This window comes from Mesorhizobium kamtschaticum (genome assembly GCF_056174585.1).
On sequence record NZ_CM149691.1, the window covers coordinates 2,686,634 to 2,701,034 of the forward strand.

13 protein-coding genes are annotated in these 14,401 nt (G+C 62.9%); 5 read left to right on the forward strand and 8 right to left on the reverse strand.

Annotated features, from left to right (window positions below; all coding sequences use genetic code 11):
* Positions 1 to 35 precede the first annotated feature (35 nt).
* Positions 36 to 1,019, forward strand: a complete 984-nt coding sequence (locus tag AC0V7N_RS13145) for a glutathione S-transferase family protein (RefSeq protein ID WP_475458077.1) — start codon at positions 36 to 38, stop codon at positions 1,017 to 1,019.
* On the opposite strand, the gene AC0V7N_RS13150 is transcribed toward AC0V7N_RS13145, so the two are convergent.
* Positions 980 to 1,513, reverse strand: coding sequence for an ABZJ_00895 family protein (locus AC0V7N_RS13150; RefSeq protein ID WP_475458079.1), 534 nt, complete (start codon positions 1,511 to 1,513; stop codon positions 980 to 982). The genes AC0V7N_RS13145 and AC0V7N_RS13150 overlap by 40 nt on opposite strands.
* A 67-nt stretch (positions 1,514 to 1,580) precedes the next feature.
* On the reverse strand, positions 1,581 to 2,078 hold the full coding sequence (locus AC0V7N_RS13155) for an NUDIX domain-containing protein (RefSeq protein WP_475458081.1): 498 nt from the start codon (positions 2,076 to 2,078) through the stop codon (positions 1,581 to 1,583).
* A gap of 53 nt (positions 2,079 to 2,131) precedes the next feature.
* Here AC0V7N_RS13155 and AC0V7N_RS13160 point away from each other — a divergent pair, with 53 nt between their 5' ends.
* Positions 2,132 to 3,061: a metallophosphoesterase family protein gene (locus AC0V7N_RS13160; RefSeq protein ID WP_475460307.1), complete on the forward strand. Its 930-nt coding sequence runs from the start codon at positions 2,132 to 2,134 to the stop codon at positions 3,059 to 3,061.
* Here the strand turns inward: AC0V7N_RS13160 and AC0V7N_RS13165 are convergent.
* The 4 genes from AC0V7N_RS13165 to leuA form a co-directional block, all read right to left on the reverse strand.
* Positions 3,045 to 3,653, reverse strand: a complete 609-nt coding sequence (locus tag AC0V7N_RS13165) for a hypothetical protein (RefSeq protein WP_475458083.1) — start codon at positions 3,651 to 3,653, stop codon at positions 3,045 to 3,047. The two genes, AC0V7N_RS13160 and AC0V7N_RS13165, sit on opposite strands and share 17 nt — an antisense overlap.
* A gap of 93 nt (positions 3,654 to 3,746) precedes the next feature.
* On the reverse strand, positions 3,747 to 4,547 hold the full coding sequence (locus AC0V7N_RS13170) for an alpha/beta fold hydrolase (RefSeq protein ID WP_475458085.1): 801 nt from the start codon (positions 4,545 to 4,547) through the stop codon (positions 3,747 to 3,749).
* A gap of 230 nt (positions 4,548 to 4,777) precedes the next feature.
* A complete protein-coding gene (locus AC0V7N_RS13175) occupies positions 4,778 to 6,550 on the reverse strand; it encodes a tetratricopeptide repeat protein (RefSeq protein ID WP_475458088.1) in 1,773 nt (590 codons plus the stop codon).
* Positions 6,551 to 6,815: 265 nt separating this feature from the next.
* Positions 6,816 to 8,492 carry a 2-isopropylmalate synthase gene (gene leuA / locus AC0V7N_RS13180; protein ID WP_496627878.1) on the reverse strand — a complete coding sequence of 559 codons (1,677 nt, stop codon included), beginning with the start codon at positions 8,490 to 8,492 and terminating at the stop codon, positions 6,816 to 6,818.
* A gap of 496 nt (positions 8,493 to 8,988) precedes the next feature.
* Here leuA and AC0V7N_RS13185 point away from each other — a divergent pair, with 496 nt between their 5' ends.
* Positions 8,989 to 10,155: an ATP-grasp domain-containing protein gene (locus tag AC0V7N_RS13185; protein ID WP_475458092.1), complete on the forward strand. Its 1,167-nt coding sequence runs from the start codon at positions 8,989 to 8,991 to the stop codon at positions 10,153 to 10,155.
* Between the two features lie 4 nt (positions 10,156 to 10,159).
* A complete protein-coding gene (locus AC0V7N_RS13190; RefSeq protein WP_496627879.1) occupies positions 10,160 to 10,936 on the forward strand; it encodes an alpha/beta hydrolase-fold protein in 777 nt (258 codons plus the stop codon).
* A 337-nt stretch (positions 10,937 to 11,273) separates the two neighbouring features.
* Here the strand turns inward: AC0V7N_RS13190 and AC0V7N_RS13195 are convergent, their stop codons facing one another.
* The gene (locus tag AC0V7N_RS13195) at positions 11,274 to 12,314 is read right to left on the reverse strand and encodes an IS110 family RNA-guided transposase (protein ID WP_475457122.1); all 1,041 of its coding nucleotides are present in this window, start codon (positions 12,312 to 12,314) and stop codon (positions 11,274 to 11,276) included.
* Between the two features lie 251 nt (positions 12,315 to 12,565).
* Here AC0V7N_RS13195 and AC0V7N_RS13200 point away from each other — a divergent pair, with 251 nt between their 5' ends.
* Positions 12,566 to 12,787, forward strand: coding sequence for a nuclear transport factor 2 family protein (locus AC0V7N_RS13200; RefSeq protein WP_496627880.1), 222 nt, complete (start codon positions 12,566 to 12,568; stop codon positions 12,785 to 12,787).
* Between the two features lie 2 nt (positions 12,788 to 12,789).
* On the opposite strand, the gene AC0V7N_RS13205 is transcribed toward AC0V7N_RS13200, so the two are convergent.
* Positions 12,790 to 14,280, reverse strand: a complete 1,491-nt coding sequence (locus tag AC0V7N_RS13205) for an MFS transporter (protein WP_496627881.1) — start codon at positions 14,278 to 14,280, stop codon at positions 12,790 to 12,792.
* Positions 14,281 to 14,401 lie beyond the last annotated feature (121 nt).

Below are 14,401 nucleotides of genomic sequence, written 5' to 3' on the forward strand. Positions count from 1 at the left end.
GCCTACATTGCACGAAAGGACGCAAGGAGAGTTGCATGGGATTGCTGGTCGAAGGCAGGTGGCAGGATCGCTGGTACGATACGGCGGACAATGGCGGCAGGTTCGTGCGGACGCAGTCGCAATGGCGCGACTGGATTACCGTTGACGGGGCGCCGGCCGAAGGCCGGACACGCGGCTTCAAGGCGGAACCCGGGCGCTATCACCTTTATGTCTCGCTCGCTTGCCCGTGGGCGCACCGGACGCTGATTTTTCGCGCGCTGAAGAAGCTCGAAGGCATCATTTCCGTCTCGGTCGTGCATCATTTCATGGGCGCCAATGGCTGGACATTCCTGGCCGAGGATGGCGCCACCGGCGACACGCTTTACGGCCTCGATTTCCTGCACCAGATCTATGCCAAGGCCGATCCCGCCTATTCCGGCCGGGTGACGGTGCCGGTGCTGTGGGACAAGAAGGAGCAGACGATCGTCTCCAACGAGTCTTCCGAGATCATCCGGATGCTGAATTCGGCGTTCGACGCATGGGGCGATGCGAGCCTCGACTTCTATCCGCAGGACCTGCGGCGCGAGATCGACCGCGTTAACGCGCTGGTCTATCCCGCGGTCAACAACGGCGTCTACCGCGCCGGCTTTGCCACCACGCAGCGCGCCTATGAAGAGGCGTTCGGCGAATTGTTCGCGGCGCTGGATACGCTGGAGGAGCGGCTGTCAAAACAGCGCTATCTCGTCGGCGACCGCATCACCGAGGCCGACTGGCGGCTGTTCACCACGCTGGTGCGCTTCGATCCGGTCTATGTCGGCCATTTCAAATGCAATCTGCGCCGCATCGCCGACTATCCGAACCTGTCGAACTATCTGCGCGACCTCTACCAGGTGCCTGGTGTCGCCGCGACCGTGAACCTGCACCACATCAAGGCGCACTATTACGCCAGCCATGAGACGATCAATCCGACACGGATCGTGCCGGTCGGACCGGAACTCGACTATGACGCGCCGCATGATCGGGGGCGGTTCGCGGTTTGAAATCGCCGAGACTTACCGGAAGGTCTCGGTGTTGAGGCGCGCGCCTGTCTGGCAAGCTCCGCTTTCAGGAAACTCTTGCCCATACGGCTGGAATAGCCCCAGGCGTTGATAGCGAAAACCACAAGCCCGGCAAACAGCAGGACGAAAACCCAGACGAGAGCAGGCATGGTATCGCTTCCCGGCATGGCTCCGCCCGCGACAGCAAGGCCTACGAACACCAGTGACAGCAGGCACGAGGCCAGAGACGAGAAAAGCGTTATCTTCCAATATTCGTCTCGATTGAAAAGCCGAAGGTTCCTCTTGATGAATTTGTAGGAGGCGAAAGAGGTCGACCCGAACGTAATGGCGAAGCCGCTTGCATGGCCGAAGCTGTCCGGTAGTGACGGAAACATCATTGCTATGCCGACAAACACGGCGGTCAAACCCACCATCATCAGACTGTAAAAGCCGACATAGGGCCAGACGCTCACTGAATTTACTTGTTCGATATCCATGGAACCGCGCCCCCGTGTATTTTCTTGATCAATACAGCTCAGAACTTTTTAAACAGCTAAGGCAAACCTACCAATAGGGCGACGCGGGTTCATCCTGAAAAATCTCTGCGATGCGCCGCCGCGTCGCCGGTGTCGTATCCTTGGGCAGACGGTCGAGCGGAAAGAAGCCGGCCTCGGCGATCTCGTGGTCCGGTTGCTTCGGCGCCGTCTGGCTGAACTGCTCGATGAGATAGAAGCCGACATGGTCGCGGCGGCTGGAGCGGCGGTTGAAATGCATCGACTTCAGCACCGGCCGTGCTGCCAGCGCTATGTTGCCCTCTTCGGCGAGTTCCCGTGCCAGCGCTTCGGCCAGCGTCTCGCCGACCTCGACGCCACCGCCGGGAAGCTGCCAGCCAGGCACATAGGTGTGACGGATGAGGAAGACGGAATTGGTCGCGGTGTCATGGACGAGGCCGCGCACGCCGAGCGTCATTGGCCGCCGCAGCACGAAATAGAGATGGAACAGCCTGGCCCGTAGCCCCGGCCAGCCCGTCTGGCGGAAAGCGGTTTCAGGATCGTTCGTCATCGCCAGCGAAACCGTGGGTGGAAAGCCGCGTGCGCGTCGCCTATGAAAGAAACATGTTCAGGCTCGCGCATATTTCCGATGTCCATCTGGGGCCGCTCCCCGATGTATCCTATCGCGATCTCGCCTCCAAGCGCGTGCTCGGCTATGTCAACTGGCAGCGCAACCGCCGCCGCCACATGCATGATGCCGTCATCGACGCCATCACCGGCGACATCAAGGCGCAAAACCCCGATCACCTTGCCGTCACCGGCGATCTGGTCAATCTGGCGCTCGACGGCGAGATCGAGATGGCCAAACACTGGCTGGAGACGCTGGGATCGCCGCACGATGTTTCGGTGGTTCCGGGCAATCACGATGCCTATGTGCCAGGCGCCTTCGATAAGGTCTGCCGGTCATGGGCCGCCTGGATGAGCGGCGACGGCGTCAACACGCCGGTCGACCGCAACGCATTTCCCTATCTGCGCGTGCGCGGCAATGTCGCGCTGATCGGCGTTTCGACGGCGCGCGCCACGGCACCTTTCATGGCCAATGGGTTCTTCATGGAAGGGCAGGCGGAGCGGCTCGGCAAGATCCTTCGCGACACCGGCGGGCAAGGCCTGTTTCGCGCGATCATGATCCATCATCCGCCGGTGCGCGGCGCGGTCTCGCAGCACAAGCGGCTGTTCGGGATCTCACGCTTCCACAAGATCATCCGCCGCCATGGCGCCGAGCTTGTCCTGCACGGCCATTCGCATCTGCCGTCGCTGTTCTTCATCGGTACCCGGACGGTCCGGATTCCGGCGGTCGGCGTCGCCGCCGCCGGCCAGGCGCCCGGTGGCAAGCATCCGGCGGCGCAGTACAATCTGTTCGATATCGATGGCGAAAAGGGCAATTGGCGCATCCGCCTGACGCGGCGCGGCCTGACCGGGCCGGCGATGCCGCCTGCCGATCTGCAGACGCTGGAGATTGGCGTGGCGGCTGCTGCCGCTATGGCCGCAGGCTGAGCCCCATCGCCACGATGCGGTCCCAGAACAGGGCGACCGACACCGCCAGGCCGACCAGCGCGCCGGCGGCGACCAGGCCAAGGCCTGACAGAAAGGCCGACCAGCCCTTGCTGCGTTGCGGCGAGCGCAGCGGCGGCTCGGCTTCAGCTACCTCGGCGCGCTTCATGCCGGCGGCCTCGACCCCACCTTCCATCATCCTCTGGCGCTCGACGACGCGCTCGGCGACATAGCGCGTCACGGAATCGGCAACCGGCTTCATCTCGGTCGATTCGGCAAGCACCACGCGGCCGATGCGGGTGTCCTTGAGGAAGCGGTAGGTGCGGCGGTCGCGCCCCATCGCGACATGGCTGACGGCATCGATCCACAGGCGCGGCTGCAACCCCGAGGAAACGACGAAGTCGAAATTGTCGATGTCGGCGGGAACGTCGGCAAAGACGGGCGCGAGTTCGGCGGCCAGCAGATCGAGGCGCATGCGATGCGCCTCGCGCATGTCGACGACGACGTCGTCGCGATCGGCGAAGGCGTTCTTCACATCGCGGATGGCATCGGACAGTTTTCTTGACGGATCGATCTTTTCGCCTGCGTCCTTCATCGGCGTCTGCCTCGCGGGTTTGGTTAACACGGGGTTAACACAGCCGCCGGCAAAATGCACTGGCGAGATCGATGTGTCCGGGACAGGCGAAAGTTAGCCAGTCGCCGCCAAATTCGGGCGATGCGGCCTGGCACGGCGGTTCATGTTGCGGCGAACGATGTCGGCAACGAGATCGGGCGCTTCCTCGGCAAGCATGTGGCCGGCCTCCAGCACATGATGCACATGAAAATGCGCCGGCAGGTCATCCGCCTGGGCGGAGGGCAGCACCACATCGTCGGCGCCCCACACCACCATGACAGGCATGTTAAGCCCGTCGAGACGGTCACGCGGGATAACGCCTTGCCGATCATCAGCGGTCATGGCGGCCGCGATTTCAGCGAGTTTTTGCACCTGGCCGGGCCGCCCACGCATCTCACAAAGTACATCGACGATGCGTTCCGGGGGCTGGCTGTGAGGGCTGGACATGGCGATAAGGCAGTCCCGAATCTCGGACGAACCCCGTGCGCTTGCGTAGCGGCGCAGCAGCGGCCCATTGATCTCGGGGCCAAGCCCCCCTGGAGCCAGAAGCGTCAGCGAGGCCACTTTGTCGGGCTCGGCCAACGCCATCAACATCGCCACGGCGCCGCCCATTGAATGGCCGACAAGATGAACGCGCTTCAGTTTTCGCGCCGACAGATCGGCGAGAACCGCCCTGGCGGCCACCTTGGCCGGACCGGCACCCGGGAAATCGAGCGACAGCCCGTGTCCCGGCAGGTCATAGGCTAGCGTGCGCGCGGGAGGCGACAGGGACGCGATCACCTCGCGCCATACATCGTGGCAACCGCCGAAACCATGCAGCAGGACGATGGTCTTCGAACCAGATCCTTGTTCGGCGGCATAGAGCGATGGAATCATGAAGCTGGAGGCTTGTTGCGGGACTGAGAAAAGCGCGGGACCAGGCACCAAATGCGGCTGGATTGCTCCTCGTCCAGCGCCATAGCCAGTAAAATTTTCGCGATTGTTCGTGAGCGCGAGCATGTAATTTGTCGGGCTCGTTCGGCAAAAGCCGGCAAATCAGCGCTTTATTCTGTGCGGGCGAACGCCCAGCAATTCCATTGGTCCAAGCGGTCCCGGTCTGTTGAACTTCAGCTGGCGTTGCCAAGCCCGGCGGCGCGCAAGGCGCCGACCAGCCGCTCAGTCAGATCGGCCGGATATTTCCGCTCGACGAAGGTCGCGCGCGGGTCGGCGGCAAATTTGGGGAACTTGGTGTTCAGTTCGTCCAGCAGCGTGGTCACCAGATGGTCCTGTCCGGCAGCCTTGGCGCCGATCAGACGCGCCGCCAGATAATGCGATTTCGTTGCAGTGGTTCTCAATGCCATGCTGGCCGCGATGGCCTTGTTCATGTCGCCCAGCATGAAATCACCGACGAACAGGCCGTAGTCCCACCATGTGGAGTGGCCGCTGAACGTCTCGGCCGCATGGGTCAGGATTGGCGTCCCCTCCGCGTAGCGCCCAGCGAAGATCAGCCCATAGCCGTAAGCGGCGGCCATGCCCAGATCATAGGGATTGAGTTCATAGGCCTTGCGCATCCAGCGGATTGCTTCGTCCGTATTGCCGAGGCGCGAACTGACGTAGCCATAGGCGCGATGCGCGTAAGGGCTGGTCGGCCCCATCTGAACGCCGCGATGAGCAAACTCGACGGCCTTTTCGATCGTCGCATTGGGCGGATAGGCATAGTGATCGGAGACCGCCTCAACCTGCAGAGATGCAAGTTCCGAATAGACGAGCGAGGATTTTGCCCCGGCATTGGCCAACGTCTCCAGGCAGCGATAAGCGGCCTCGTGGGTTCTGGCATTCTGGTCGAGATAATATTTGTCGTTGAGCAGCAGGCATTCGGTTAGGCCGTTTGGCGCGCCTGTCTGCTCGATATAGTTGTAGATCGTGCCCGAGGCGGGAAGTGCCGAGCTCAGCATGTCGGCAACGCGATCCTCGATAATGGCGGGGGCGCTGTCGGCCGGCGTGAGATTGCGTGAAAGGAGCACCCGTCCGGACGCCACGCTCTGCAGTTCGATCGTAATGTCGCCAGCGTTCGGGCCGGCCATAATGTCGAAGATGAAGCTGGTGGCGTCGTTGGCGGGGTCGTGCCTGTTGATCGTATCGCGACCGATGAAGTCGATCGTATCGAAGCCGCTCAGGCCGGCACGCAGCGATGAGGCGACACGGCTGGCATCGGTACCGTCGGCCTTGACGTCAATGTAGACGAGCGGCAGGGCTTCAGCGATCGCCGATGGTACAACGGTGCTGGTTTGGCTGGCAGTCGCGAGCGCAGCGGGCAAGTCACCGCTTGCCAGCAGCGCACCGCTGCCCTGACGCAGGATCAGGACACCGAGCATGGCGATGACGACGGCGATCGCCATCCAGAAGAACCTGAGATGGCGCGCCACCGAGGGTACGGGGGCTGCCGGTGCCAACAATGCGGCGGCCGCAAGGGTATCCTCGGCAGCGCCGGGGTGCTCAGATGGAGCCACTGACGCTGCCGTCTGTTCGGCGGGTTTGGCTGCTTCCGGCAAACGGATCGCGTTGAGCTCATAGGCCGGGACGTAGCCGCCGCGTGGAATGGCGATGCGGACGGGCTCGGCGACGCCTTCATTGGCAAAATACTGCTGCAGCAATTCGCGCAGCCTGCCTGCCTGCACACGCACCACGGCATCGGTCGACGGATCGAAATCGCCGTCCTTGCCGAAGACGTCCATGGCGATGGAAAAGCCCTTGAGCCTGTTGGCTTCGCCGGCCTGCTCACGTTCCACAAGATAACGGATCAGCTTGCGCGCGCGTTCGGATCGTCCGAACGTTTCGCTGGCGAGCAGTCGCTCCAGTGTCTCGCGCACTGCGGGGGCGGCAGGCGTGGCATGCTGCAAGTGTCGATCCTCTCGAAGTCGGCACAGGTTGAGGCACGATCATATAGGGCTCGCACCGCCATACAAGCATACACGCATTATGCGATCGCGTACCACACGGGATAATTCTTCGGTGGTTAATGACCCGGCCGACGTCGGCCGCGGGACGATGGGCGCCGGAGCATCCCATTGGGACCATTGCAAATTTGGCGACCAAGACCTTGATCGGGCTCGAGGAATACGGCGCGAGAGCGGTCAGGCTGCTCGCGCCGGTACTCGGCAGAGACTACCGCGTCTTGCGGCCGACAATGCGGTTGGCGGCGGACGTCACCGCTTCCAGCGAGGCGGCGACGATGTTGGTGTTGATGCCGGCGCCGAACAGCTTGCCGCCGGGATATTCCATTTCGACATAGGAAATCGCCGAGGCATTCGAGCCGCGCTGCATCGAGTGCTCGGAATAATCGAGCACCGACATCTCGACGCCGACATGGCGCGACAGCGCATCGACGAAACCGTCGATCGGGCCGGTGCCGGTGCCGGTAATGGTCACTTCCTTGCCGTTGTCGAGGATGACCGCCTCGACCACGCGCCGGCCCTTGACCACGGTGTCGGGATAGGTGTGGTGGTCGAGGAATTTCAGGCGCGCGCCCGGCTGGTCGATGTAGGTTTCGAGGAAACTATCGTGGATGCGCTTGGCCGGCACCTCCTTGCCTTCGGCATCGGTGATCGCCTGGATCGCCTGGCTGAACTCGATCTGCAGATTGCGCGGCAGATTGAGGCCGTAGTCGGCCTGCAGCACATAGGCGATGCCGCCCTTGCCCGACTGCGAGTTGATGCGGATGATCGCTTCATAGCTGCGGCCGACATCGGCCGGGTCGATCGGCAGATAGGGCACTTCCCACAGGCTGGTGTTGGCCTTTTTCAGCGCCTTCATGCCCTTGTTGATGGCGTCTTGGTGCGAGCCGGAAAACGCCGTGTAGACGAGCTCGCCGACATAGGGGTGGCGCTCGGGGATCTTCAACTGGTTCGAATATTCGTAGACGTCCTTCATCCGGTTGATGTCGGAGCAGTCGATGCCCGGATCGACGCCTTGCGTGTACATGTTGAGCGCCAGCGTGACGATGTCGACATTGCCGGTGCGCTCGCCATTGCCGAACAGCGTGCCTTCGACGCGGTCGGCGCCGGCCATCAGGCCGAGCTCGGTGGTGGCGATGCCGGTGCCGCGGTCATTGTGCGGATGCAGCGAGATGATCAGGTTCTCACGGTTGTCCAGGTTGCGGCACATCCATTCGATGCGGTCGGCATAGATGTTGGGCGTCGACATCTCGACCGTCGACGGCAGGTTGATGATCAGCTTGTTGTCTGAAGTCGGCCTGACGATCTCGGTGACGGCGTTGCAGATCTCCAGCGCCACTTCGAGCTCGGTGCCGGTGAAGCTTTCCGGCGAATATTCGAAACGGTAGCCGCCGCCGGCCTTGGCCGCCATGTCGGTGATCATCTTGGCCGCGTCGGTGGCGATGCGCTTGATGCCGCCGACATCCTTTTCGAAGACGACGCGGCGCTGCAATTCGCTGGTCGAATTGTAGAAGTGCACGATCGGGTTGGTGGCGCCCTTCAGCGCCTCGAAGGTGCGGGCGATCAGCTCAGGCCGGCACTGTACCAGCACCTGCAGCGACACGTCGGCAGGCACGTTGCCTTCCTCGATGCACCAGCGGGCAAAGTCGAAATCGGTCTGCGAGGCCGAGGGGAAACCGATCTCGATTTCCTTGAAGCCCATGTCGAGCAGCAAGCCGAACATGCGCGCCTTGCGCTCATGGCCCATCGGGTCGATCAGCGCCTGGTTGCCGTCGCGCAGGTCGACCGAACACCAGATCGGCGCCTTGTCGATGACCTTTGAGGGCCATGTGCGGTCGGTCAGGCCAACGGTCGGATAGGGTTGATATTTGCGGGCCGCGTCGGGCATGCCCCGCGCTGATCCCGCGTCGTTGCCGGCTACCGCGGCATCGGGCGGATTTGTTCTCGTGCGTTCATCGTCTTGTTCTCCCGGCGGCCCTCGGATCCGTCCTGGACGGATTGCTGGCGAGTGGCGCCTTTACCAGATTTTCGTTCGCTTGATGTGACTGCCAATTTTGAGACTGGCCAAGGAGCATGCGCTTGCGCGGCGGTTCGACCGCCGGGCGCTCCTTCAGCGAACCCGGCGATCGCCGATAAGGCCGAGAAGAAGCAGGGTCGAGGCAAGCGCGCGAACGGTCTCGCCGGCAAAGCCGGTCTGACGGGAAGCGGTGATGGCGCGCGTGTTCATGCCGGTTCTCATACAGGAGCGCCCCCGCAGAGGCAAGCGGGTGCTGAATCTGTTGAACATTATCCCTGGTGCAGGCGCTCTTCCCCACGCGCCGCAAATGCGCCAGACTTGGGTGCCGACGGGGCTGCGGTGCCTTGTCATCGGGAGGGGATTGTCCATGAATTTCGTGTTCTTCTCGCCGCATTTTCCGACCAACGGCGCTGATTTCTGCGACCGGCTGAAGAAGGCCGGCGCCACCGTGCTCGGCATTGGCGACGCGCCTTATGACGCGCTGGACGGCAGACTGAAGGCAGCACTTTCGGAATATTACCGCATCGCCGACATGGAGGACTACGATGCGGTGTTCCGGGCGATTGGCCATTTCATCCACAAATGGGGCCGCATCGACCGCTTCGAATCGCTCAACGAGCACTGGCTGGAGCTGGAAGCCAACATCCGCACCGACTTCAACATCTACGGCACCAAGCTCGATTTCGTGAAGAATCTGAAGCGCAAGAGCCGCATGCGCGCCTTCTTCCGCAAGAGCGGCGTCGAGACCATCGCGCAGCGCAAATGCTCCGACCGCGCCGGCGCCATGACCTTCATCCGCCGCGTCGGTTACCCCGTGGTGGTGAAGCCGGATTCGGGCTCCGGCGCTTCCAACACCTTCAAGATCTCCAACACAGGGGAGCTCGACCAGTTCTTCCGGGACAAGCCCGAGGATGTGACCTTCGTCATGGAGCAGTTCATCGAAGGGCTGGTGGTGACCTATGACGGGCTGGTCAACCGCGACGGCGAGGTGGTGCTGGCGGCCAGCCACCGCTACGACCAGAGCGTCATGGACGTGGTCAACAAGGACCGCCACATGAGCTACACCTGCTTTCCCCGGATCCGACCCGTTGTCGAGGAGGCCGGCCGCAAGATCCTCAAAGCGTTCGACGTGCGCGAGCGCTTCTTCCATATCGAACTGTTCGAGACCAGGGACGACCGCATCATCGCGCTGGAGGTCAACATGCGCCCGCCCGGCGCCTGGATGACCGACGCCATCAACTACACATTCGACATCGATGTCTACGCGGCATGGGCCGACATGGTGGTCAAGGACGCTGCCGGCGGGCCCTATGAGGGCAAGTATTTCACCGCCTATGCCAGCCGCAAGCGGCACCTCCACTATTTGCACAGCCACGAGGACGTGCTAGCCGCGCACCGCGACAAGATCGTCCACCATCAGCCAATAGAAGAGGTTTTCAGCCGCGCCATGGGAAATTACGCCTACCAGATGCGCTCGAAGGATCAGGCTGATCTGCGCGAGGCAGTCGCCTATATCCACGCGGAAAAGGCCTGAGGCCATGGACATCTCCTATCACAAGCATTTCTCGGACAAGCTCGGCCGCGACATGGAATACAAGCGCTACGGCCATGCCGGCCGGCCGGTGGTGGTGTTCCCGACCTCGCAGGGGCGGTTCTTCCAGTTCGAGGATTCCGGCGGCGTGGGCGCGCTGGCCGAATTCATCGACACCGGCCGTATCCAGCTGTTCACGGTCGACGGCATCGATTCGGAATCCTTCTTCAACAAACATGTCGACGCCGCGCAGCGTATTGCCAGACATGAGGCCTATTTCCGCTATGTGCGCGAGGAGGCGTTGCCGGAAATCCTGTCCACCGCCTCAGCAGCCAATGGCGGGCGCAAGCTGAAGCCGCTGTTCTCGGGCTGCTCGATGGGCGGCTACCATTCCTCGAATTTCGTCTTCCGCTTTCCGGAACTCGCCTGCGGCGTCATCTCGCTGTCGGGCGTCTATTCAGCCCGCGATTTCTTCGGCAAGGCGCTCGACGGCGATATCTTCTACAACTCGCCGCTCGATTATCTGCCGGGCATCGTCGACCAGAAACTGCTGGCCCGGCTGAAAACGCTGAGGCTGATCTTCTGCTGCGGGCAAGGCGCCTGGGAAGAGCGCATGTTGGTCGAGACGCGCCGGCTGGAACAGATCCTGCGCGACAAGTCGATTCCCGCCTGGGTCGACTATTGGGGCGGCGACGTCAGCCATGACTGGCCGTGGTGGCACAAGCAGCTGGTCTATTTCTTCGGCCGCTGGCTGGATGATGATCTAATGCACAGACTGGACTAAGGTGCATTGATATTCAGGTGAGGCTGGCCTGCAAATGGCTGATACCTGCGCTTCCGGTGCTCATATGTGGACGGCCCCCTGCTTGCAAGGCTCGGTTGGGATGGTTTGATCGGATCGCTTGCGCTCATATGTCCGGCCTTTTGCGCGCGGATTTGTGAGCGCTGGCCAAGATGGGCTTCACGGATAGCGAGTTCCAAACACGTACACGACATTGGCTGCCGGTGAGCACCTCGGAATGCCTCGCTTGTCCCGGTTCGACCGGTCACACCATCTTCTCCTCTGCTTGCAAGTTCCGGCCTCGACGTCGAACGTGAACTCGACGCCGAACTCTGATCTCTTACGGCTGCACCGAGGTCGGATAGATGGCGCTGATAGGGCGATAATGCTCGCCGCTGACCATCAACCTCCAGGCGATCCGAGCGAGCTTGTTGGCCAGCGCCACCGCTGCCAGCTTGGGAGCTTTGCGCGCAATCAAGGCCCGTAACCACGGCCAGACCCGTTTGCTGCCACGCCGCATGTGCTGGATGAGAGCGGTCGCGCCCGCCACCAGCACACTTCGCAGCATCTCGTCGCCGGCGCGGGTAATTACGCCGAGCCTGTTTCTACCTGCTGTTGAATGGTTCTTCGGCGTCAGTCCGAGCCAGGCGGCAAAGTCCCGTCCCGATCTGAAGCCATGCGCATCCGTAACCTTGATGGCCAGCAGCGTCGCTCCGACGGGACCAACCGCCGGTATGGCGGCCAACCGCTGGCTCACTTCGCTCTGTCTGTGAAGCGCAAGCAGCTTCTCATCGAGCGTGGCGACCTCGGCGCTGATATGCGCATAATCGCGCGCCAGCGTCTCGAACATGTCCCTGGCCGTGTCCGGGATCGTCACATCAGCGCGAATGTCAGCCAGCAGATCGCCGAGGCGGGAAAGCCCCTTGGGCGCGACAAGACCGAACTCCGCCGCAAAGCCTCGGATCGAATTGGCGAGCTGCGTGCGCCGGCCGATGAACCGCGCGCGCAGTTTCGCCAGCATTTGCGATCCCAACTGGTCGGCGCTCTTGATCGGAACAAAACGCATCTCTGGCCGGCTCATCGCCTCACAGATCGCCCCGGCGTCCGCCGCATCCGACTTGGAGCGCTTCACATAGGGCTTCACGTACTGCGGCGGCAGCAACACCACTTCATGGCCCAGCGCGCGCAATTCCCGCGCCCAGTAGTGCGCCGCGCCACAGGCCTCCATGCCAATTTTCAGTCCCGAAAGCTCGGCAAAGAAGGCAAGCACCTGATTGCGCCGCAGCTTCTTGCGCAACACCGGCTGTTCAGCTTCATTCACGCCATGCAACTGGAAAACGCTCTTTGACGTATCCATGCCAATGCGAATAAGTTTATCCACGGACGGTCTCCCTGGTTTGAGATCTGCAACGACCTCAATCTGGCACATCGCGATGCCGTCGGGGGCCGTCCACCCAACACGTACTTTAAGTACGCTCCGCTCCGGTTCTCGGAAGCCATCGTTTTCGACTCGGCCTGACCTGAACCTTGGGCACAGATGATACCGACACCAGACCCCATCCGCCGCTTTGTCGAGGCCACCAATGAAGGCGATACCGAAGCCTTCCTTGGCACCTTTGCCGACGACGCGTTTTGAGCGACTGGGGCCGGTCTTTCCAGGGCCGCGAGCAGATCGCGCGCTGGAACCAGTCGGACAATATCGGCGTGAAGTCGCATCTCAGCATCGTCAGCATTACGCCGGCGGACGGCACGTATCGCGTCCGCATCGCGGTCAAGGGCAAGGGCTTCAACGGCGAGGGTGACATGACCTTCACGCTGGACGGCGACCGCATAGCGAGCCTTGTCATCACCTAAGATTAGCCTTCCTGGCATGCCGGCAGCGGGACAGCCTCGTGTTCCGCCGCCGATCCGCGACGCAGGCCGAGGAAGACGACAAGGGCGGTGACGATGGTGATTGCCGCCAGCACGATCAGCAGCCTGTCGAACGCCGTCTCGTAGGCCTGGACCAGGGCTACGGCGCTTGCCGTCGGCAGATGTTGCGCCGTTTCACCGACGTTGCCGGTCACCAGCAACTGCGCCGCGGCAGCCGCATCCCTGGAAGAGGCTCCCTGGGCGGCGAGCTGCGCGGCGGTGAAGCCCGACAGGGTCGCCATGACGATCGCCACCGCCACGCCCTCGCAGGCGACACGCGTGGTGTTGAAGATGCCGACCGCCATGCCGGCGCGTTCCCTCGGCACGACGCTGACGGCGAGCCCGTCCATCAATCCCCAGGGCAGGGCGATGCCGATGCCGATCAGCACCAGCGGCGCCACCAGCGCGATGGCGACCGGTGGCGTCAGGCTCAGCCAGACGAGGCCGGCGGCGGCGGCGACTAGGCCCGCGCCGCAGATCGTGGCCAGCGCGATCCAGCGCGCCAGCTGGCCGGCAAGCAGGGGCAGGATCAGCAACGGCCCCGAGAGGCAGATCATCAGCTGCCCGGCCTTGATCTCGCTCATCCCTTCGATGCCGATGAAGCGGATCGGCAACAGCACCAGCAGGACGACGAAGCCATAGGCGGGCGCCGCCGCCAGGAACTGGACGCCGACGAAGCGGGGAAAGCGAAACAGCGTGAGATCGAGCATCGGCCGGCGCACACGCCGCTCGACGATAACGAACGCGGTGAAGAAGAGGACCGCCGCTGCAAGCAGGGCGATGACGAGGGGATTGGCCCAACCACTCTGCGGCGCCTGCAGGACACCATAGGTCAGCGAGGCCAGCGCGATGGTGAAGGTGCCGGCTCCCGCCCAGTCGAGGCCGGTCGCGTCCGGGTCGCGCGATTCCTTGATGGTGCGCAGGCCCAGCACTGCCGAGGCGATCGCCAGTGCCGCCACCAGAACAAAGATCGACCGCCAGCCGAATGCGGAGATGAGCAGGCCCGAGGCGATCGGACCGAAGGCGAGGCCGATGCCGAAACTGGTGCCGAGGAAGGAGAAGGCGCGCAGCCGCAGCGGCCCTTCGAATTCCTGGGCAAGGGCCGAGGCGCCGCCGGCGAAGGCCAGGGCACTGCCGATCCCTTGCGCGGCCCTGAAGATGTCGAACCAGACGATGTCGGGCGCCAGCATGGCGCCCAGTGACGCAGCGACATAGAGGCAGAGCCCGGCGAGGAAGATGCGCTTGCGGCCGTGGTTGTCGGCGAGCGCGCCAGCCGCCATCAGGCTGGCGCCGAAGGTCAGCATGAAGGCGTTCGTCACCCAGTTGAGCGCGATCGGGCTGCCGCCGAGATCGGCCGCGATGCGGGACAGCGCGACGGCCGGACCGGTGAAGGTCAACGGCATGGTCATTGCGGCAAGGCATACCGACAAGAGCACGAACCATTCTCGGCCGGGCCGGTTGTGGTCTTCGAGGTCATGGATTTTCCTATCTGAAGCAGCATCCGCCGGCATGCCGCGTGGGTCGTGGCGCCGGTCGTAATGACAAGATAGGTCGACG